The following is a 20,318-nucleotide window of genomic DNA, read 5'->3' as shown; positions in this document are numbered from 1 at the left end:
TCCCCGGAACATCCCCCTCGGGCTACGTTCATCGCATGGCGGAGACGGAAGAATTCGGTGAAGAACTCGCGGATTTCGTGCGCCGTGTCGCGGAGTTGAAGTCGGCGCGGTCCGTGCCCGCCGACGAACTTCCGACCGTGCTCGACGCGGCGATCTTCGAACTGGACCATGTGGCCGACCAGTTGTGGCCAAGGTTCCAGCGGCTGTCCTCGGACAGGCGTCCGTCCGCCATCGCCTCGACCGACCGCCAGGAGCAGCAGCTCCTCAAGGCTCTCTTCCAGCGGGTGCCCGTGCCCGTCGCACTGGTGGACCGCGAGACGGTGGTGCGCAGGCTGAACTTCGCGGCGGCCTCCTTCACCGGTGTCAGGGCCGGCTATGCGACGGGCCGGCCGCTGACCGGGTTCCTGGCGCACGCGGACCGTGCCGCGTTCCGCTCGCAGGCGGCGGCGGTGGCGCGCGGCGAGGGCGACCGCAGTCTCACCGTGTACCTCCAGCAGGAGCCCTCGGTACCGGTACGGGCGACGCTCACCGCGCTGCGGCCCAGCGGCGAACCGCGGGCCGCCGTCCTCGTCGTACTGCAGCCCGCGGATTCCCGGTTGCCGTCGGGCGCGAGCACGCCGGGCCCGGCACCGAACCTCACCGAGACCACCCGGCACGCGGTGCTGATGGACCTGGTGGACACCATGACCACGACCCTGCTGAGCGCGCCCGCCGGAGGAAGTTCCGCGGTGCCGGAACGGGCGGCGGGGGTGCTGCACGGGCGGTTCGCGGACTGGGTGGTGGTGGACACCGGGGCCGCACGCCTGTCCCGTACGACTGTTTTGGGGCCGTCGGCCGGCACGGCTGTCGCGACACCGGCTGACGGTCCCGAAGCACCGGAGTACGCCGAGGTGGTGGCGGCCCTCGCCACGCAGGATCCCGCCGCGTGCCCTCTGGTCGTCGCGACGGCACGCGGCGGTTCCACGGCGTTGCGGGTGCGTCCGGAGGACCCGGACGCCTTCGGCCGGGACGCCTCGGGCGCCCCCTTCCTGGTCCGGGCGAATGTGACGTCGCTGCTCTGCGTGCCCCTGGCGACCGCGCCCGGACCCGCGCGGGGAGTCCTCACGCTGTTCAGGAGTGGCGGCCGACTGGCGTTCTCGATGGCCGAGGCGCGGGCGATGGACATGATGTCCCGTCACATCGCGCTGGCGATGGCCGGTTGAACTAGTCCCCCAGTCCTCCCCCGGTTCCCCAGTCCTCCTGGTCCCTTTAATCCCTTCAATCCCCTGGACCCGGTCACCTACACAGCGTCGTGCATGACCTCTTCGCGCAGTCGGTCGCAGCAGCGGCTGATCAGCCGGGAGACGTGCATCTGGGAGATGCCGAGTTCCTCGGCGATGCTGCTCTGGGTCATGTCGCTGAAGAACCGCATGTAGAGGATGGTGCGTTCCCGCTCGGGCAGGGCCTGCAGACCGGGCTTGACGGCCTCGCGGTCGATGACGGTGTCCAGGGCCGGATCGGCCGATCCGAGGGCGTCGCTGAGCGAGTAGCCGTCCTCGCTGCCGGGGAGTTCGGCGTCGAGAGAGAGCGCGGTGAAGCTCTCCAGGGCCTCCAGGCCGGTCCGGACGTCCTCCTCGCTCATCTGGGCGCGCTCGGCGATCTCGGCGACGGTGGGCCTGCGGCCCGTCATGGACCCGGAGAGGTCCTGGCTCGCGAATCGCACGCGATTGCGCAGATCCTGGACGCGGCGCGGTACGTGCAGGGTCCACATGTGGTCGCGGAAGTGCCGTTTGATCTCGCCGGTGATGGTCGGCACGGCATAGCTCTCGAAGGCGTTGCCGAGATCGGGGTCGTAGCGGTCGACGGCCTTGACCAGGCCGAGCGCCGCGACCTGACGCAGGTCGTCGGAGCTCTCGCCACGGTTGCGGAACCGCCCCGCGAGCCGTTCGGCCATCGGCAGCCAGGCTTCGACGATCTCCTCGCGGAGCGCGTCACGCCGGCGGCCCGCAGGAAGGGCGGCGAGCATGCGGAACGACTCCGCGGTGTCGGGGGCGTCGTCGTGCGGATGGCGCTTCGCGCTCACTCGAGTTCGCATGATGGCCTCGCAACTCCCTTTACAGGTGCCTGATTTGGACAGTCACCGTGGGAGCACATCCATACGCCGGACGGGCACACCCGGGGCGAGTGGTAGACCACTCCCACGGACGTGCCTCCTGTCCGAAGCACTGAGGTTGCGCCTGCCCCCGCACTCGCGGGACAAACACCCGGCCATTGTCCCACAAGGGATCCGCTCAGGTCGGCTCGGCCCATTCACCGGTGAAAAGGGAGAGCGGACGGTGGGAACAGTGGAGACGGTAGGAAGAGGGGGGACGCTGGGCCTCGGAAACCTGGTTGCCCTGCTCCGGTCATTCCCCGGCAGGGCCCCGCTCGCGGGCTCCCTCACGGGTCCGCCCCGCGGCGACCGGGCGGCGCGGGTGGCGGCGCAGGTACTCGCCCTCCAGTTGCGCCATGCGGTCGTTGTGGGTCCGCAGCGCGTCGTTCGAGCCGTGCAGCAGCGTGTCGTGGCGCGTGCGGTGGATCGTCTCCAGCTCTTTCATCAGCTGCTGGTCGTCCAGCCGGCCCGGGTCGACTCCGGTCATGGTGGTACCCCGCTCGTCGTGGCCTTCGGCGCGGTCCGGAGACCCGCCCGGCGAGCCGGCCCGAGCGGCCTCCGGGAGGGAGCCATGGATCCCGCCGTCTCCCTCCACTCTACGAACATCCGGGGCCCGGGTCCTCCGGGACCGGGCCCCTGATTCCACGTGTTACCTGGCCCGCTCCACGCGCCGCTCGTCCCAGACCGGCTCCTGCGTCTCCCGTACCCGGCCGTCGGAGCCGAAGACCAGGTAGCGGTCGAAGGAGCGGGCGAACCAGCGGTCGTGGGTGACCGCGAGGACCGTCCCCTCGTACGCCTCCAGCCCCTCCTGGAGGGCCTCCGCGGAGTCCAGGTCGAGGTTGTCGGTCGGCTCGTCGAGAAGCAGCGCGGTGGAGCCCGCCAGTTCGAGCAGGAGGATCTGGAAACGGGCCTGCTGGCCTCCGGAGAGCCTGTCGAAGCGCTGCTCGGCCTGCGCGGTCAGTTCGTAGCGGCGCAGCCGGGACATGGCGGCGCCGCGGTCCTGGGCGTGCTCGGACCACAGGATGTCGAGCAGCGCCCGGCCCTCCAGTTCCGGGTGGGCGTGCGTCTGCGCGAAGTGCCCCGCCACGACACGGGCGCCGAGCTTCCACTCCCCGGTGTGCGCGACGGTGTCGCCCGCGAGCAGCCGCAGGAAGTGCGACTTGCCCGAGCCGTTGGAGCCGAGGACGGCGACCCGCTCGCCGTAGAAGACCTCCAGGTCGAAGGGGTTCATCAGGCCGGTGAGTTCAAGTCCCTTGCAGGTGATGGCCCGTACGCCGGTGCGGCCGCCGTGCAGCCGCATCTTGATGTCCTGCTCACGCGGCGGCTCCGGGGGCGGCCCGGCCTCCTCGAACTTCCGCAGCCTGGTCTGCGCGGCCTGGTAGCGGGACGCCAACTCATGGCTGATGGAGGCCGCCTGACGCAGGTTCAGCACCAGCTTCTTCAACTGGGCATGCTTCTCGTCCCAGCGCCTGCGCAGCTCCTCGAAGCGGGCGAACCGCTCGCGCCGCGCCTCGTGGTACGTCGCGAAACCGCCGCCGTGCACCCAGGCGTCCGCTCCGGCGGGGCTGGGCTCGACGCTGACGATCTTCTCGGCGGCGCGGGCCAGCAGTTCGCGGTCGTGCGAGACGAACAGGACGGTCTTACGTGTCTCCTTGAGCCGCTCCTCCAGCCAGCGTTTGCCGGGGACGTCGAGGTAATTGTCCGGCTCGTCCAGGAGCAGCACCTCGTCGCCGCCGCGCAGCAGGGCTTCGAGCACGAGCCGCTTCTGCTCACCGCCGGAGAGCGTCCGCACCTGCCGCCACTGCGCCTTCTCGTACGGGATGCCGAGCGCGGCCACCGTGCACATGTCCCAGAGGGTCTCCGACTCGTATCCCTGCACCTCGGCCCAGTCGGACAGCGCCTGCGCGTACCCGAGCTGCGAGGCCTCGTCGTCGACGGTCATCATCGCGTGTTCGGCCGCGTCGACGGCCTTGGCGGCCTGCTGGATCCGCGGTGGCGCCACCGACACGAGCAGTTCTCGTACAGTCGTCTCGTCGCGTACGGATCCCACGAACTGGCGCATCACTCCCAGGCCGCCCCCTACGGTGACGGTCCCCCCGTGCGGTTTCAGCTCCCCCGAGATCAGCCGCAGCAGTGTCGTCTTCCCGGCACCGTTGGGCCCCACCAGGGCGACGACGGCCCCTTCGCCCACCCGAAACGACACATCGCCGAGCAGCGCCCTCCCGTCGGGAAGGTAGTACTCAAGGTGTGCGGCTTCGAGGTGTCCCATGGGGGTGCATTGTCCGGGGGGTGGGCCGTGCTGGGCAAACGCGTTTCGTTGCCCCGGCCGAGGCTGGAGATTTTTCGGCCCGTCCGGCATTTGAGGACGAGCGCGTTCGGGGCGATGCGGGGGTCTGGGGGGCGGCAGCCCCCAAGAAGCAAGGGTCGGGTAAGGAGGGGGGCGAAAATCCAGACCCGGGGTAGACGGAGCCCCATGACCCCGATCCCAGACGTGGACCTCACCCTCCGCCCCCCGGGCCCCCGCATCCTCCGGGACCGGCTCCTCGACGCCGACTACCGCCTGTTCGAGGCGGTCGCGTCCCGCCACTGGCCGGGCGCCGACCACATCCTGCCGAGGTTGACCCGCACCGCGAACCACGGCGTCCTGTGGTTCGCCGCCGCCGCGGCGATCGCGGCGGCCCGCACCCCCAGGTCCCGCGCCGCCGCCGCCCGCGGCCTCGCCTCACTCGCCGTCGCCTCGGCCACGATCAACACCGTCGGCAAGCGTTCGGTACGCCGCACCCGGCCGGTCCTGGACCCTGTTCCGCTGATCCGGCAGCTCAAGCGGCAGCCGATCACCACGTCGTTCCCGTCGGGCCACGCCGCCTCGGCCGCGGCCTTCGCGGCGGGCGTGGCCCTGGAGTCCCGGGGCTGGGGGGCTGTCGTGGCGCCGCTGGCCACCGCGGTCGTCGTGTCCCGCGTCTACACGGGCGTCCACTTCCCGAGTGACGTCCTGGCGGGCGCGGCGCTGGGGGTGGGCGCCTCGTATGCCGTGCGCGCCCTGGTGCCGACCCGCGACCAGCTCCCCCGGCCCGACCGGCCGAGTGCGGGCGCGCCCGCGCTGGCCGACGGGGAGGGCCTGGTGATGGTGGCCAACAAGGGCTCGGGTACTCCGGACCTGATACACGCCCTGCGTGACGCCCTGCCGCTCGCGGAGACCGTGGAGAGCGAACCGGCCGATGTCGAGGCCGAGTTGGAGAAGGCGGCGGCCCGCGCCGTGGTGCTCGGCGTGTGCGGCGGCGACGGCACCGTGAACGCCGCCGCCCGGATCGCCCTGCGCCACGGCCTCCCTCTCGCGGTCCTGCCGGGCGGCACCCTGAACCACTTCGCCCACGACCTCGGCGTGGAGGGCCCGCGCGACCTGATCCGCGCCCTTCAGGAGGGCAACGCCGTACGCGTGGACGTGGGCCGGTTCTCGTCGGGCAGCACGGAGGGCATCTTCCTCAACACCTGCAGCCTGGGCGTGTACCCGGAACTGGTGCGGGAGCGGGAGCGCTGGTCCCGGCGGATCGGCGGATGGCCGGCCGGGGTGCTCGGCGCTCTGCGCGTCCTGCGCACGGACGGCCATCCGCTGCGGGCCGAACTCGGCGGCCGCAGCCACCCGTTGTGGCTGCTGTTCGCCGGCAACGGCACCTATCACCGGATGGGTCTGGCCCCCGCACGCCGCTTCGACCTCGCGGACGGACGCCTGGACGTGCGGGTCGTGCACGGCGGCCGCCGCCCCGCCGTCCGGCTGCTGGCCGCCGCCCTCGCGGGCCCGCTGACGCGCTCCCCCGCCCACGCGGCCGTACGCGTGCGCCGCCTCCGGGTGGACGGCGTCGCGGCCGGCACCCTCCTCGCGTACGACGGCGAGGTCACGGAGGTGGCGGGCGAGGTGACCCTGCAGAAGATCCCCGAGGCCCTGACCGTCTACCGTCCGTACCCCTGACACGGATTGCCCCTATCCCCATGTCCATATTCCAAGATGCAGGTCTCATCATTCGACATGGGCGCGTACCGTGATCGGTGCCCGACGAGAAGACGAGAAGGGGACCGGTCATGTCGAAGTCGCAGGAGACCGCCGTCTACACGCACGGCCACCACGAGTCCGTGTTGCGCTCGCACGTCTGGCGCACCGCCGCCAACTCGGCGGCGTACCTCCTCGACTCGCTGAAGCCCCACATGAAGATCCTGGACATCGGCTGCGGTCCGGGGACGATCACCGCCGACCTGGCGGAACTGGTCCCCGACGGGCAGGTCACGGCCGTCGACCACGCGCCGGGAATCCTGGACACGGCCCGTGCCACGGCTGCCGAACGCGGCCTGGGGAACGTCGAGTTCGCGGTCGCGGACGTGCACGCGCTGGACTATCCGGACGACACGTTCTGTGTGGTCCACGCCCACCAGGTGCTCCAGCACGTGGGTGACCCGGTCCAGGCGCTGCGCGAGATGTACCGGGTGACCCGGCCGGGCGGGTTCATCGCCGTGCGCGACGGGGACTACGAGGCGATGACCTGGTACCCCGAGGTGCCCGGCATGACCGAGTGGCAGGACCTGTATCTGCACGTCGCCCGCGCCAACGGGGGTGAGCCGGCTGCGGGACGGCGTCTCAAATCCTGGGCGCTGGCGGCCGGCATCCGGGACATCGCGGCCACGTCGAGCACCTGGACCTTCGCCACCGAGGACGAGCGGGACTGGTGGGGCGGCCTCTGGGCGGACCGCACGCTGGCCTCGGCGTACGCGGAGCGCGCCACGGAGGGTGGTCATGCGACCACGGAGCAGCTGCGGGCCGTGTCGGATGCCTGGCGCGAGTGGGCGCGGCGGGAGGACGGCTGGTTCTCCGTACTGCACGGAGAAATTCTCTGCCGCAAGGACGTCTAATCCATCGTCTTCGGGAAACCCGGGAACGCAGGAGGTCGAAAACTATGGTTCCCATCCTGCTGGTACTGCTTCTGGCCCTGATTCTCTTCGGTGCCGGATTCGCGGTGAAGATTCTCTGGTGGATCGCTCTGATCGTTCTGGCTGTGTGGCTACTGGGCTTCCTGGTACGCGGCACAGGCGCCACCGGATCCCGGGGTCGCTGGTATCGGTGGTGACCCCATTCCCGTAAGCCAATTCCCTGGGAAATTGCCGGGGAGATAGAAGCATCCGGAAGGTCCGGAAGCGGAAATAGGCCCGAGGTCCTGATTCAGGACCTCGGGCCGCTGCCTGTGCGCCATGCGCTCAGCGCACGACAGCCGTCTCCACCAGCAGCCGGGCCGCCGCCGCGATCGACTCGGCGTCGATGCCCGCGGCGTGCAGCTGCTCGGCCGGAGACGCCGAGCCCGGCATCGTACGGACGGCGAGGCGCACCAGACGCGGCACCGGACGGCCGTCGACGAAGGCGTCGAGGACCGCGTCGCCGAGGCCGCCCTCCTCGTGGTGGTCCTCGACGGTGAGGAGGCAGCCGGTCTCTTCGGCGGCCTCGCGCAGGGTGCGGCGGTCGACGGGCTTGACCGAGTAGAGGTCGATCACCCGCACCCGGATGCCCTCACCCTCGAGCGACTCGGCGGCGGCCAGCGCCTCGTGGACGGTGACGCCCGCCGCGACGAGCGTCAGCCGGTCCTCGTCGGAGCGGCGCAGGACCTTGCTTCCGCCGACCGGGAACTCCTCCTCCGGGCCGTAGATGACGGGCGCCTCTCCGCGTGAGGTGCGCAAATAGCGGACGCCGTCCAGGTCGGCCATGGTGGCGACGAGCTGCGCCGTCTGGTTGGCGTCGCACGGGTACAGCACGGTCGAGCCGTGCACCGTCCGGAACATCGCCAGGTCCTCCAGGCCCATCTGGGAGGGCCCGTCCCGGCCGATGGAGACACCCGCGTGCGAGCCGACGAGATTGATGCCGGCACCGCTGACCGCGGCCATCCGCACGAAGTCGTACGCCCGGGTGAGGAACGCGGCGAACGTGGACGCGTACGGCACCCAGCCGCGCGCCGCCATCCCTACCGCCGTCGCGACGAGCTGCTGCTCGGCGATGTAGCACTCGAAGAACCGCTCGGGGTGTTCCTTGGCGAAGTACTCGGCGCGCGTGGAGTCGCTCACCTCGCCGTCCAGCGCGACGATGTCGCCGCGGGAGGTGCCGAGCGCGGCGAGCGCCTGTCCGTAGGCGTCGCGGGTGGCGGCCTTGTCGCCGGTCTCGTAGCGCGGCAGGTCGATATGGCCCGCCCGGACGGCGTGCAACACCCTTGCGGCGGGCGGCTGTTGGACCTGCACGCGCAGGTCGCGGACTCCGCCGAGTTCCGCGATCGCCTCGTCGGCGTCCGGCAGCGGCTTGCCGTGCAGGCCCTCGCGGTCCTCGACGGACGCGACACCCTTGCCCTTGAGGGTGCGGGCGAGGATCGCGGTCGGCTGTCCCCCGGTGGACCCGGCCTCGGCGTACGCGCGGTCGACGGCGTCGACGTCGTGCCCGTCGATCTCCACGGTGTGCCAGCCGAAGGCCTGGAAGCGGTGCGCGTAGGCGTCCAGGTCGTGCCCGTGCCGGGTGGGTCCGCGCTGGCCCAGGCGGTTCACGTCGACGATCACGGTGAGGTTGTCGAGGTGCTCGTATCCGGCGTGCTCGGCGGCCTCCCACACCGATCCCTCGGCGAGTTCGCTGTCCCCGCACAGGACCCAGACTCGGTATCCCGCACGGTCCAGCCGCTTCCCGGCGAGCGCGATGCCGACCCCGACGGGCAGTCCCTGCCCTAGCGAGCCGGTGGCGGTCTCCACCCAGGGCAGCCGCTGCGGCGTCGGGTGTCCTTCGAGCCGGCTGCCCAGCTTGCGGAAGGTGAGCAGCTCGCCGTCTCCCACGGCCCCGGCCGCCTTGTAGGCCGCGTACAGCAGGGGTGAGGCGTGCCCCTTGGAGAGGATGAAACGGTCGTTGCCGGGATGCCGAGGGCGTTCGAAGTCGTAGCGCAGATGGTTGGCCAGCAGGACCGCCATCAGGTCCGCGGCGGACATCGAGGACGTGGGGTGGCCTGAGCCCGCGGCGTCCGAGGCGCGGATGCTGTCCACGCGCAGCTGCTGCGCGAGATCGATGAGCTCACGGGTGTCCATGACTTTCCTTCCGGACGCCTGCTCTCCGGCGCCTTGGGGTTGTCGCTGGTACGGGACTTTCCGCGTCCCCCTGGTCAGGGCATCCAAACGCCTGGGCGCCGAGCGTTTGAGCCCCGTCCGATCCCTCCGAAGCGATCTCGTTTCCGGCCGGTCCCAACTAGGCTCGTGGGCATGGAGATTCTGGGAGCCACGCTGCGTATCTGCGTCGACGACCTGGAGGCTTCGGTCCCGTTCTACGAGAGGCTCGCGGGCGGGCAGGCCCTGCGTTTCGAGCGCGGCAGTGTATCCGTTGCCGCGGTCGGCTGCTTCCTGCTCATGAGCGGACCGCCGGCCGAACTGGACGTCCTCCGCAAGGTCGCCGCCACCATCGCCGTCAAAGACGTCGAGGAGGCCCACCGCGTCCTCACCGACTCGGGCGCCCGCATCCTGGTGGGCCCGGTGACGACCCCGGTCGGCCGCAACCTGATCGCGCTGCACCCTGACGGGTCGGTGTACGAGTACGTGGACCGGCGGGCCGGGGAGTAGGGGGGGTTCCTCGCCCCCCTACTCCCCTACCCGTCCCGTGCCTGGGGGCCGCCGGGTGCGGGCGGGCGCAGCCCGAGGTGGGAAAGGGCGTCCAGGACGAGCTTGCGCAGGGTGCACATCCTCGCCGGGGAAGTCCGGTGACGTCAGCGGGACCGGATCATCTCCGCGGTGATCGCCCACCGCTCGTGATCCCGCCAGGCCCCGTCCATGTAGATGAAGTCAGGCGAGAACCCCTCCAGCCGGAACCCGCAGTGCCGGGCGAGCGCGATCGAGGCGGCGTTGCCGGGCTGCACATTGATCTCCAGCCGGTGCAGCCCCATCTTCCCGAAGGCGTGCCGCACCACGAGCCCGAGACCCTCGCTCATCAGCCCCCGCCCGGCCGCGTGCGCGAAGGCGCCGTACCCCAGCGCCCCGCACAGGAAGCCGCCCTCGACGATGTTGTTGATGTTGATGAACCCGGCGATCGCCCCGCCGCCGGGGGCGCCTGCCACACCTTTGGGGCCCTCCCCGAGTTCGCACACCAGGAACCCGGCCTTCGTCGGATCCTCGATCAGCCGCCTCGCGTACACGGCGTAGGCATCGGCGCCGACGGGCGGAAACAGCCACGGCTGGTGCAGGTGCTTGCTCTCCCGTGCCCGGGCGGTGAACTCCGCGCCGTCCTCATAGGTGAAGGGCCGTATGCCCACGCGAGGACCTGTGGCGAGATGGTCGGAGGCGTTCTCAGGCATCCCGCCAGCCTACGCGAACCCCTGTCCGCCCCTCACTTCGTTCGACGCCGGCGCCTCAGTCCCCGATCACCGGCAACTCCAGCACCCCGGTGTGCCCGGGCGCACTGGTGATCGTCACCGGCTTCACCCCCTTGTTCCCGAAGTACGCGTCATCGCTCGCCGCGACGACGAACTGAAACCGGTGCCCCGCCTCGTACCGGTGCACGATCCCCGGCAGCGAGAGGGTGAAGGCCTTGGTCACGTCCGGCACCCGCACCGGCGCCACCAGCCGGTGCACCAGCGTCTTCGTGCCGTCGGGTGCGATGTCGTACAGCTTGGCGAAGAGGACCAGCTTGTCGGCGGCGTCGCCGGAGTTCTGCACCAGCTCGGTCTCCGGCGAGGTCACCTTCAGCGTCACCTTGGGTGCACCGACGACATCGACCGAGCGGGTCAGGGGCGCGCTCGTCCAGCCGAGGTAGGTGCCCTCGGTGTCGTACGGCGCCGGATCGGGCAGCCCGACCGCCCCGGCGAGGGGGCTCTCGGAGTGGCTGGTGGGGACCAGCGCGTTGCGGTACTCGCGGCTGCCGGGCACGACCTTCCTACGGTTGTCGACGAGCTTGCCGTCGCCGGAGAGGTAGAGCTTGCGGCTGAGCGCGGGCACGCGCGAGGCCGTGGCGTAGGTGCTGTTCGGGTCGGCGATCCAGTCGCGGTAGTAGGCCAAGGAGGGGCCCGTGTCGACGCCCTTGCGGTGCTGGAGGTACCGATCGAACCAGGCGAGGATCCGTCTGCCGACGTAACTCGTCTCCAAGTTGCCCTGACTCAGGTTGAGTTCACCGCTCGCCGGATCGGTACGGCCGCCGCTGTGCCCCCACGACTGCCAGATCATCTTCGTCGGAGTGCCCTGCTCCTTGAGGGTCTTGTACGTCGCTGTCGCCTCGTTGAGGTTGAAGAGGCTGTCGGCCTGCCCCTGCACCAGGAGGGTGGGCGCCTCCACCTTGCCGAGGTAGGAGAGGGGCGACACGCTGTCCGCGTAGCTGCGCAGTGGTCCCATCTTGTCCGCCGGGTAGCTCCCCGTGTTCAGCGTCCGCATGGTGGCGCAGGCGTTGCTCACGAAGTGCAGGCAGGCGAGGGAGTTGATGTGGGAGGGGTCCAGGTTGGGCGCGGTCACCGGCTGGTGTTCGCCGATCAGGTAGAAGGCGTTGGTCCACTGCCACTTGAAGGCGCCGGGCACGTCATGGGCGCCGGCGGCGTTGTTGGGGTCCAGCGAGTACGACAGGTCGTTCCAGGTGATCAGCGGGACGAGCGCGTCGACCCGGTGGTCCACGGCGGCCGTGGCCAGCTGGATGGCACCCCCGTACGAGCCGCCGATCATGCCGACGCGGGGGTCGCCCCTGCCGTCGCGGGTGACGTAGTCGGCCTTCGTTCCGTCGTCGGCGGCGCGGGTGCCGGCCAGGAAGTCGACGAGACGGGACGCGGCCGCCCCGTCGACGCGCGGGTCGTCGAGGGAGATCAGACAGCCCGACCCGCCGAAGCCGAGCCCCGAGTAGACGAGCCCGACGTATCCGCGGGCCGCGAACGCCTTGCCGATGGCGTCCGTGGAACCGTCCGACTTGCTCCCGCCGAAACCGTTCGTGGCGAGTACCGCGGGAGCGGTGTTCCGGCGGTCCACGCCCGCGGGCCGGTACAGGTCGGCGTCGATCGTGCAGGTGCGGTCACCGGCCCGGACGGTGAACTTCAGGGCGGTGACGGTGTACTGACCGGTGGCCGCGGCGACGGGCGCGGTGAACGCGAGCGGCGCCGTGAGCGCCGCGCCGACAGCCAGCGCCAGCGCCGCACGGGATCCGGACACACGAGAACGACGGGACACGAGGACCTCCACGCTGAGGACAACCCGACTACGACAGCAAGTACTTACCGACCGGTAATCATGTTGGAACGCCCATCGGACGGGGTCAACCACCGTGTCGGGTGTTTCCTGACGGATATTCAGCGAGGGTCAGCGCCAGGGCGAGACGACGCCCGCCACCGGACGAGCAGATGCCGGCCGCCACACCGACGAGGCCCGCCATCGGGCGAGGTGCCGGCCGCCACACGGACGAAGCCCGCCACCGGTTGAGGGCAAGGCCCGTCCCCCAGCGGGACGAGGCCGGCCGCCACACGGACGAGCCCCGCCCGCCAGGCGAAGGCAACGCCCGTCCCCAAGCGAGGCAAGGGCCGGCCAGCAGGCGAGCACAGGGCCCGCCGCCAAAGCGGGACAAGGCGAGGCCGCCAAACGGACGAGCCCCCGCCGCCCGACGAAGGCAACGGCCACCCCAAGCCAGCACAAGGCACGTCCCCAAGCGGGACAAGGCCCGCCACCAAGCAGACGAACCCCCGCCGTCAGGCCAAGGCAAGGCCTACCCCCGCCGCCCAGCAGGACGAGCCCTGCCGCCGAGCAGGCGCAAGCCCCGCCCCTAAGCAAGCGCCGGTTCATCCAGCGTCAGCGTCCCCGCGTCGGTGTCGAGTTCGGCCCCGACCCCGAAGGGAATCGTGAGCGCTCCCTCGCAGTGTCCGAAGCCGAAGTCCTCGGCGACGGGGACGCCGAGCCCGCCCAGCCGGTCGGCGAACACGGCGCGCAGACCCTCGTACGGACCGCAGTCCTTCCAGGAGCCGAGGGCGATCCCGGCGACGGAGTCGAGCCAGCCGGCCCGCAGGAGGTGGGTGAGGATCCGGTCCAGCCGGTACGCCTCCTCGCCGATGTCCTCGATCAGCAGCAGTCCGCCCGCGGCGCCGGTCCGGGCGTGCGGGGTACCCAGGTCGGCGGCCAGCAGGCTCACGCAGCCACCGAGGGTCACTCCCCGGGCGCGCCCCGGCACCAGTACGCCGCGCCCGGCGGACTCGATGGTCCGCACCGACTCCGGTTCGAAGAGCGTCGCCCGCAGATGCTGCTGTGCCTGCGCGTTCTTGAGGAAGTCGACGGCGGACGCCATCGGCCCGTGCAGCGTGACCAGCCCCAGGCGGTTCGCGAACGCCTCGTGCAGGGCGGTGATGTCGCTGAAGCCGAGGAGCACCTTGGGGCCCGCGGCCCGCAGCGCGTCCCAGTCGAGCAGGTCGACCATGCGCTGCGTCCCGTATCCGCCGCGCGCACACAGCACCGCGGCCACGTCGGGGTCGCACCAGGCGGCCTCGAAGTCGGCGGCCCGGTCGGTGTCCGTACCCGCGAGATAGTCGAACTCCGCGTGCCGGTCAAGGACATGGGGTGCCACGAAGGGGTCGAGGTCCCAGCCCCGCAGGATGTCGAGCCCGGCCTGGAGCCGTTCCTCGATCACGGGCCCGCTGGGCGCGACGACGGCGACGCGGGCTCCGGGTACGAGACGCGAGGGGCGGGTCAAGGGCTTCACTGGGCGGACTCCGTGGTGGGGACGGTCGGCTTCACTTGGCGAGCTCCAATGTCGGGATACCGGGCGGGTTCAGGCCCAGGACCTGTGCGTACAGCGAGAGTTCGGACTCCAGGACCCGCACCGTCGTCTCGGCCCGCCGAAAGCCGTGGCCCTCTCCTTCGAAGGCGATGTAGGCATGCGGGATCCGGCGCCCCTCCTCCGCCAGCCGGGCGAGGAACCGCTCGCACTGCACGGGCGGGCAGATGACGTCGTCGAGGCCCTGGAGCAGCAGGAAGGGCACGCCGATCCGGTCGGCGTGCTCGGAGGGCGACCGCTCTGCGTACCTGGCCGGCACCTCGGCGAGCGGCCCGACCAGGGTGTCCAGGTACTGCGACTCGAAGTCGTGGGTCTCCCCCGAGGCCCATTCGGCGAGGTCGAGGATCGGATAGAGGATGGTGCCGCAGGCGTACACGTCGGTGCTCGTCAGGGACGCGGCGGTCGTCCAGCCGCCCGCGCTGCCCCCGCGAATGGCGAGCCGCCGCCGGTCGGCGGTGCCCTCGTCCGCGAGGGCGAGTGCGACGGCCGCGCAGTCCTCGACGTCGACGACGCCCCACTGTTCGCGCAGCCGGTTGCGGTACTCCCGTCCGTGCCCGGTCGATCCCCCGTAGTTGACCTCGGCGACGCCGATGCCGCGCGAGGTGAAGTAGGCGATCTCCAGGTCGAGTACAAGGGAGGCCCGGCTGGTGGGGCCACCGTGCGCATGGACGACGTACGGCGGCAGTTCGTTGTCGGGGGCGGCATGGCCGGGGTGGTGCGGTGGGTAGATGTGCGCGTGGATCTCGCGTCCGGCGGGCCCGGCGAAGGTGCGGATCTGGGGCTCCGGGTAGTACGCGGGGTCCACCGGGTCGACGTGTGCGGCGCCGGTCACCCGGGTCCGCCCGGTGCGGGAGTCCAGCTCGACCACCTCGTACGCGCTGCGCGGACTGGCGCCGACGCCCAGGACGCGGCTGCCGTGCGCGGCGAGCGTCGGGGCGAACTCGGTCCAGGGCCCCGCCGCGTCGACGACCTCGCCGGTCTCCGGGTCCAGGATGCCGAGCGCGGTGGCGCCCCGGCCGTGGACGACGGCGATCAGCCCATCCTCCAGCGGCGCGAACCAGCGGTAGCCGATCTTCCACAGGGGCCCGCCGAACTCCTCCTCGCGCGGGCACACCGGCACACCGTCCCGGTACAGGTTCCACCAGCCGGTGCGGTCACCGGCGTACAACAGGGAGCCGTCGAAGGCCCATTCGGCCTGGGCGATCGACTCGTCGGAGCCGCCGGCGACCGTGCGGGCCTCCTGGAGCGTCCCGTCGTCGGCCACCTCGGCGACGATCAGTTCCGTGCCGTCCCAGGGCATCCGCGGATGATCCCAGGCGAGCCAGGCCGCGCGCCCGCCGTCGGGCGAGAGCCGGGGCCCGGTGACGAACCGGTGCCGCCCGTCGGTGAGTTCACGTACCGCGCCCCGGTCCCGCGCCGCCGAACCGTCCAGCGGAACGGCGACGACGACCCGCCGCACGTCCGTCGATCCCTCCCCCGTGAACTCCTCCAGTACGCACCACACTTCGCCCCGCTCGACACGCAACTGCGGGTCCACCCAGCGCAGTCCGCCGCCCACGTGCGATACGGGCGTCAACGGGCTTGGTTCACCGCCGACTTCGTACCGGTACAGCCGTTGGTCGGCGAAGTCGACGAACACCACCAGCGGTCCCTCGGGACGCATCTCCCCGGCCCAGGCCTGCCCGCCGTACTCGATGACGCGGCTGCGCACGTTCCACGGGGCGGGCAGCACCGACTCCTCCGTGCCGTCTGCCTTCCGCCTGACGAGCGTGCGCCGCCCGCCCTCGGTGGGCCGGGGTTCGGTCCACCACGTCTCGTCGCCGACGAAGCCGACGGACTCGGGGTGCCCGTCGTGGGCGGCGGCGAGTGCCGCGTCGATGGGCGAGGGCCACGATCCGTACGCCAGGGTCTGCACCATGTCCCCCACTATCCCCACATCCCGGTGTTCTAGGCGGTGCGCAGAAAGCGGTCGAGTACGCGGACACCGAAGTGGAGCGCCTCGACAGGGACGCGCTCGTCGACGCCGTGGAAGAGGGCCTGGTAGTCGAACCCCTCCGGGAGCTTCAGCGGCGTGAACCCGTATCCGGTGATGCCGAGGCGCGAGAACTGCTTGGCGTCCGTGCCACCGGACATGCAGTACGGCACCACATGCCCCTCGGGGGCGAACTCCTGGACGGCGGCACGCATCTTCGCGTACGTCGCCGACTGCAGCGGCGCCTGGAGCGCCACCTCGCGATGCTGGAACTCCCACTCCACGTCCGGTCCGGTGAGCCGGTCGAGGGTCGTGCGGAACTCGTCCTCGTGGCCGTACAGATATCTGCCGTCGACATGGGCGACGGCCTCCCCCGGGATCACGTTGATCTTGTAACCGGCGCTCAGCATCGTCGGGTTGGCGCTGTTGCGCACGGTCGACTCGACGAGCGTGGCGGCGGGACCCAGCTTGGCCAGCAAGCCGTCGACATCCTCGAAGTCGGGGTCGATGCCGTACACGGCGGCCAGTTCGGTGAGCGCCGCGTGCACGGTCGGGGTGAGCCGCAGCGGCCACTCGTGCGCCCCGATCCGCGCGACCGCCTCGGCCAGCCGCGTCACCGCGTTGCTCCGGTTCACCTTGGAGCCGTGGCCCGCCCGGCCGCGCGCGGTGAGCTTGAGCCAGCCGGTGCCGCGCTCGCCCGCCGCGATCGGGTAGAGCTCGCGCCCGCTCCCGTCGTGGAAGGTGAACGCCCCGGACTCGCTGACGCCTTCGGTGCACCCCTCGAAGAGGCCCGGGTGCTGGTCGGCGAGGAAACCCGAGCCGTCCTCGGCGCTCGCCTCCTCGTCGGCGGTGAACGCGATCACGAGGTCGCGCCGGGGCCGTACGCCATTGCGCGCCCAGTCCCGCACGACCGCCAGGATCATCGCGTCCATGTTCTTCATGTCGACCGCGCCGCGCCCCCAGACGACGCCGTCGCGGATCTCCCCCGAGAACGGGTGCACGCTCCAGTCCTCCGCCTGCGCGGGCACGACATCCAGATGACCGTGCACGAGCAGCGCGTCGGCCGAGGGGTCGGTGCCTTCGAGGCGGGCGACGACGTTCGTACGCCCCTTGGTGCGTTCAAGGAGGGTGGGCTCCAGGCCTGCCTCGGCCAGCAGCGCGGCGGCGTACTCGGCGGCCGGGCGCTCCTGGCAGTCCCCGCCGCCCCGGTTGGTGGTGTCGATGCGGATGAGGTCGGAGGTGAACCGTACGACCTCGTCCAGCGCCTGCCCGTCAGCCATACTGCTCCTCCACCGCGGCCGACACGATCGTCGTGACCGCCTTGAACGTGCGAATTCCCTCGTACATGGTGCCGCTGGTGTACGCCACCTTCCGCTCCCCGACCCGCTCGACGCCCGGCACCACGGTCGCCGCCATCGACAGATGCTCGGCGTCGAACTCCAGCGCCACGGTGAACGGGCCGCCCACGAGCGGTTCCTGACGGACCGCCAGGGACGCCGCCTCCTTCGCAGCCGCGCGGATGTCGGAGGCGGTCCTGGACGGCGTACGGCACACGGCCGCGTACCGCGAGACATGATCCTTGACCGCGACCTTCAGTGCCTCGGGCGCGTATCCGAGCGCGTCCTCGCAGGCCAGGTCGTCCCCGGTGACGAGCACGACGGGCACGCCGTACTCCGCGACCACATGGGAGTTGAGCAGCCCCTCGCTGGCCCGTACGTCGTTCACCCACACCCCGGTGATGGAGTTCGCGAGGTAGGTGTGGGCGAGGACGCCCTCCATGCCGGCGCCCGCGTGATAGCCGACGAAGGCGATCCCGTCCACGTCACCGTGCTGCACGCCCTCCACCATGGACAGCGACTTGTGCCGCCCGGTGAGCATCTCCGCTCGCTCGTCGAGCTGCTCAAGCAGCAGGTTCCGCATGGTCCAGTGGGCCTCGTTGATCAGCACCTCGTCGGCGCCGCCGTCGAAGAAGCCGAGCATGGCCGCGTTCACGTCCGAGGTGAACATCGAGCGGCACCGTTCCCACTGCGGCGTCCCGGGCAGCACGTCGGCGGGCCAGGTCACCCCCGTGGCGCCTTCCATGTCGGCGCTGATAAGGATCTTCATGCCGCCTCACGTTACGTGCCTGAGGGGAAACCGGCCAGGAAGCACCACCCTCACCTCGTATACCGTCGAGGCACCGGAGTCACCTCAGCCGGTCAGCATCTTGAGCGTCTGCCGGTGCCAGACAAGCGGATTGCGATCGTCGTCGGTCATCATGGCGAGCACGCGCAGCACGATGATGTCGTGATCGCCGGCCGGATAGCTGTGCTCGACGGTGCACTCCAGCCAGACCGGCGCGCCCTCCAGGAAGATCGCGCCGGACGCCGCCTCCAGCGTTCCTATCCCGACGAACCGGCCCTCCTTGCTCCGGGATGCGAGCTGCCGGGCCTTGTCGGAGTGCGCCTCGCCCAGGACGGAGACCCCGATCACCCCCGCACGAGACAGCGCCGGCCAGGTCCTGGAGCTGTGCTGTGCGGCGAAGGAGACCATGGGCGGGTTGTAGGAGACCCCGACGGCGAACGTCGAGACGATCATGACGGTCGGTTCGCCGTTGACGCGCGCCGAGAGGGCCGCGACCCCTGACGGGAACCCGGAGAACGCCCTCTGCATCTCGCCGGGATCCGAGGTGAAGCCTGTTTCGCTTTCCCCTGCCGTCATTCTGCGGCCCTCGTCTTCGCTGCGCCGAGCATGAGGGGCAGTGCCACCTGGTCCGCGAGGCCGGTAGCCGTGGGGAACCGGTCGAGGATGATCTTGAGCGGGCCGGTGTACGTGCCCTTGTAGGTGGGGGATGCCGCGATCACGATGTCGGCGAACCGCACCCGCTCGACGACCGCGGTGACCTCGGGGTCGCCCCGACCGAGCAAGCCGGACCCGAGCGTGGCGACTTCGAGGACTTCGCAGTCGAACCCGAGGTCAGCGGCGAGGCGTTCGGCGGCATCATGCGTACGTGAGGCCGTTTTGGGGTTTCCGACCACGGCGACAGCCTTCATCAGGTGACTCCTGTGGGTAGTTGGGGCACGGCGCCGGGCACCGCGGGAGATCCTGCCCCGGGATGGTCGATACGGAGGAACGCGGACGCGAGGAGGCACAGTAGTCCGACGGCGGCGAGACCGCCGAGGGTGACCGCGTAGCCGAATCCCGCCAGCAGAACGGCGCAGACCGCGCTGCCGAGCACGGCGCCGAGTTGCTTCATCGCGTTGAAGGTTCCGGACGCGGCACCGACGGCGTCCGCGGGGACCGCGGTCACCGCCGCGATCGACAGCGGTGACCAGACGAACGAGTTGGCCACTCCGTACAGCCCGAAGACGGCGGTCAGCGCGGCGACCGGCCCGTCCGTCGCGACGAGCGCCGCCGACGCTCCGACGGAGACGACGAGCGCGAGCGAGCCGATGGCGGCGACCGCGCGGGGCCCGATTCCGTTGTTCAGGCGAGCCGAGACCGGCGCACCGAGCAGGCAGACCACCCCCATGGGTACGAGGGTGAGCGCCGCCGCGCCCGGAGTGAGCCCGCGCTCCTGCTGGAGGTAGAGCATCAGGGGGATCATGGCCGAGCCGGAGCAGAAGGCCGCGGCGGCGGCACCCCAGGCCGCGGTGACGAACCCGCGGCTGTGCAGCAGCGCGACCGGTACGAGCGCGCGCTGGCCGTCGCGACGCTGCAGCCGGACGACGGCTGCGACGATCAGCACGCCGGCAAGGATGAGCAGTGGGCGTGGTACGCCCAACGCGTTGGCGCTCGCGGCATCCGTGCCCTGGATACCGAGGACGAGTGCGCCGACACCGGTCGCGTTCGCGCAGATCGCCCACACCGGGATGCCGGCCTCCTGCCGGGGAAGGGTGGGCACGAACGCGGACACGGCGAACATCGCGGCGACGCCGATCGGGATGTTGACCCAGAACACCGCGGGCCAGCCGCCGACGGCGACGAGCAGGCCGCCGAGCAGTGGCCCGGCGGCCACCGCTACTCCGCCGACCGCGCCCCAGGTGCCGAGCGCGACGGCGAGCCGCGGCGGCTGGAACAGCGCCTTGATGAGGGTGAGACACTGCGGCGTCATCAGTGCGGCACCGACGCCCTGGGCCACCCGCCATCCGATGAGCGCCTCGACGGTGGGGGCCAGCGCGCACAGCAGCGACCCGAGGGTGAAGACTCCGAGTCCGAGCAGGTGGACGCGTCGATGGCCGTAGCGGTCACCCAGCCGCCCCGCGATGATCAGGGGCACGGCGTAGGCGATGAGGTAGCCGCTGTTGACCCAGATCGCGAGGGTCTCGCTGGTGTGCAGGCCGGTGATCAGCGCGGGCAGCGCGACCGAGGTGACGGTGCTGTCGAGCAGCAGCATGAAGAACCCCGCGCACAGGCTGCCGAGGGCGAGCCACTGGCGTCGCTCGTCGGCTCCCGTCATC

The 20,318-nt window shown here is 71.1% G+C and carries 18 protein-coding genes; 5 read left to right on the top strand and 13 right to left on the bottom strand.

Annotation, left to right across the window (positions count from 1 at the left end; all coding sequences use genetic code 11):
* The first annotated feature begins 35 nt into the window (after positions 1 to 35).
* Complete coding sequence (locus tag ACFWP7_RS29380; RefSeq protein WP_384387193.1) at positions 36 to 1,202, top strand: PAS domain-containing protein; 1,167 nt, start codon at positions 36 to 38, stop codon at positions 1,200 to 1,202.
* A 77-nt stretch (positions 1,203 to 1,279) separates the two neighbouring features.
* On the opposite strand, the gene ACFWP7_RS29375 is transcribed toward ACFWP7_RS29380, so the two are convergent.
* The 3 genes from ACFWP7_RS29375 to ACFWP7_RS29365 form a co-directional block, all read right to left on the bottom strand.
* Positions 1,280 to 2,074 (bottom strand): RNA polymerase sigma factor SigF, encoded by a 795-nt coding sequence (locus ACFWP7_RS29375; RefSeq protein WP_384387191.1) that lies wholly within the window; start codon positions 2,072 to 2,074, stop codon positions 1,280 to 1,282.
* Between the two features lie 310 nt (positions 2,075 to 2,384).
* Positions 2,385 to 2,618: a DUF6158 family protein gene (locus tag ACFWP7_RS29370; RefSeq protein ID WP_384387189.1), complete on the bottom strand. Its 234-nt coding sequence runs from the start codon at positions 2,616 to 2,618 to the stop codon at positions 2,385 to 2,387.
* Between the two features lie 162 nt (positions 2,619 to 2,780).
* Positions 2,781 to 4,400, bottom strand: coding sequence for an ATP-binding cassette domain-containing protein (locus ACFWP7_RS29365; RefSeq protein WP_384387186.1), 1,620 nt, complete (start codon positions 4,398 to 4,400; stop codon positions 2,781 to 2,783).
* Between the two features lie 204 nt (positions 4,401 to 4,604).
* Here ACFWP7_RS29365 and ACFWP7_RS29360 point away from each other — a divergent pair, with 204 nt between their 5' ends.
* From ACFWP7_RS29360 to ACFWP7_RS29350, 3 genes are all read left to right on the top strand, one after another.
* Positions 4,605 to 6,098 (top strand): bifunctional phosphatase PAP2/diacylglycerol kinase family protein, encoded by a 1,494-nt coding sequence (locus tag ACFWP7_RS29360; protein WP_384387183.1) that lies wholly within the window; start codon positions 4,605 to 4,607, stop codon positions 6,096 to 6,098.
* Between the two features lie 110 nt (positions 6,099 to 6,208).
* Positions 6,209 to 7,030, top strand: coding sequence for a class I SAM-dependent methyltransferase (locus ACFWP7_RS29355; protein ID WP_384387181.1), 822 nt, complete (start codon positions 6,209 to 6,211; stop codon positions 7,028 to 7,030).
* A gap of 44 nt (positions 7,031 to 7,074) precedes the next feature.
* On the top strand, positions 7,075 to 7,245 hold the full coding sequence (locus ACFWP7_RS29350; protein WP_365440048.1) for a hydrophobic protein: 171 nt from the start codon (positions 7,075 to 7,077) through the stop codon (positions 7,243 to 7,245).
* A 127-nt stretch (positions 7,246 to 7,372) separates the two neighbouring features.
* On the opposite strand, the gene ACFWP7_RS29345 is transcribed toward ACFWP7_RS29350, so the two are convergent.
* Positions 7,373 to 9,220: a transketolase gene (locus ACFWP7_RS29345; RefSeq protein ID WP_384387178.1), complete on the bottom strand. Its 1,848-nt coding sequence runs from the start codon at positions 9,218 to 9,220 to the stop codon at positions 7,373 to 7,375.
* A 171-nt stretch (positions 9,221 to 9,391) separates the two neighbouring features.
* Here ACFWP7_RS29345 and ACFWP7_RS29340 point away from each other — a divergent pair, with 171 nt between their 5' ends.
* A complete protein-coding gene (locus ACFWP7_RS29340) occupies positions 9,392 to 9,745 on the top strand; it encodes a VOC family protein (protein WP_384387176.1) in 354 nt (117 codons plus the stop codon).
* A gap of 143 nt (positions 9,746 to 9,888) precedes the next feature.
* Here ACFWP7_RS29340 and ACFWP7_RS29335 read toward each other — a convergent pair whose 3' ends face one another.
* From ACFWP7_RS29335 to ACFWP7_RS29295, 9 genes are all read right to left on the bottom strand, one after another.
* A complete protein-coding gene (locus ACFWP7_RS29335; RefSeq protein WP_384387173.1) occupies positions 9,889 to 10,473 on the bottom strand; it encodes a GNAT family N-acetyltransferase in 585 nt (194 codons plus the stop codon).
* Between the two features lie 55 nt (positions 10,474 to 10,528).
* The gene (locus ACFWP7_RS29330) at positions 10,529 to 12,331 is read right to left on the bottom strand and encodes a CocE/NonD family hydrolase (RefSeq protein ID WP_384387170.1); all 1,803 of its coding nucleotides are present in this window, start codon (positions 12,329 to 12,331) and stop codon (positions 10,529 to 10,531) included.
* A gap of 574 nt (positions 12,332 to 12,905) precedes the next feature.
* A complete protein-coding gene (locus tag ACFWP7_RS29325) occupies positions 12,906 to 13,832 on the bottom strand; it encodes an LD-carboxypeptidase (RefSeq protein WP_384387168.1) in 927 nt (308 codons plus the stop codon).
* Between the two features lie 31 nt (positions 13,833 to 13,863).
* Positions 13,864 to 15,825 (bottom strand): prolyl oligopeptidase family serine peptidase, encoded by a 1,962-nt coding sequence (locus tag ACFWP7_RS29320; RefSeq protein ID WP_384387166.1) that lies wholly within the window; start codon positions 15,823 to 15,825, stop codon positions 13,864 to 13,866.
* 29 nt (positions 15,826 to 15,854) lie between these two features.
* Positions 15,855 to 17,159 carry a M20/M25/M40 family metallo-hydrolase gene (locus ACFWP7_RS29315; protein ID WP_384387164.1) on the bottom strand — a complete coding sequence of 435 codons (1,305 nt, stop codon included), beginning with the start codon at positions 17,157 to 17,159 and terminating at the stop codon, positions 15,855 to 15,857.
* Positions 17,152 to 17,985: a M55 family metallopeptidase gene (locus ACFWP7_RS29310; RefSeq protein WP_384387161.1), complete on the bottom strand. Its 834-nt coding sequence runs from the start codon at positions 17,983 to 17,985 to the stop codon at positions 17,152 to 17,154. The genes ACFWP7_RS29315 and ACFWP7_RS29310 overlap by 8 nt, the downstream gene beginning before the upstream one ends.
* A gap of 84 nt (positions 17,986 to 18,069) precedes the next feature.
* Positions 18,070 to 18,579 carry a flavin reductase family protein gene (locus tag ACFWP7_RS29305; protein WP_384387158.1) on the bottom strand — a complete coding sequence of 170 codons (510 nt, stop codon included), beginning with the start codon at positions 18,577 to 18,579 and terminating at the stop codon, positions 18,070 to 18,072.
* The gene (locus ACFWP7_RS29300) at positions 18,576 to 18,911 is read right to left on the bottom strand and encodes an NAD(P)H-dependent oxidoreductase (RefSeq protein WP_384387156.1); all 336 of its coding nucleotides are present in this window, start codon (positions 18,909 to 18,911) and stop codon (positions 18,576 to 18,578) included. Before ACFWP7_RS29300 ends, ACFWP7_RS29305 begins: the two co-directional genes overlap by 4 nt.
* Positions 18,911 to 20,317, bottom strand: coding sequence for an MFS transporter (locus tag ACFWP7_RS29295; RefSeq protein ID WP_384387153.1), 1,407 nt, complete (start codon positions 20,315 to 20,317; stop codon positions 18,911 to 18,913). Before ACFWP7_RS29295 ends, ACFWP7_RS29300 begins: the two co-directional genes overlap by 1 nt.
* Between the last annotated feature and the right edge of the window lies 1 nt (position 20,318).

This window comes from Streptomyces sp. NPDC058470 (assembly GCF_042721055.1).
GTDB lineage: Bacteria > Actinomycetota > Actinomycetes > Streptomycetales > Streptomycetaceae > Streptomyces.
This window is presented reverse-complemented; position numbering and strand designations above follow the sequence as displayed.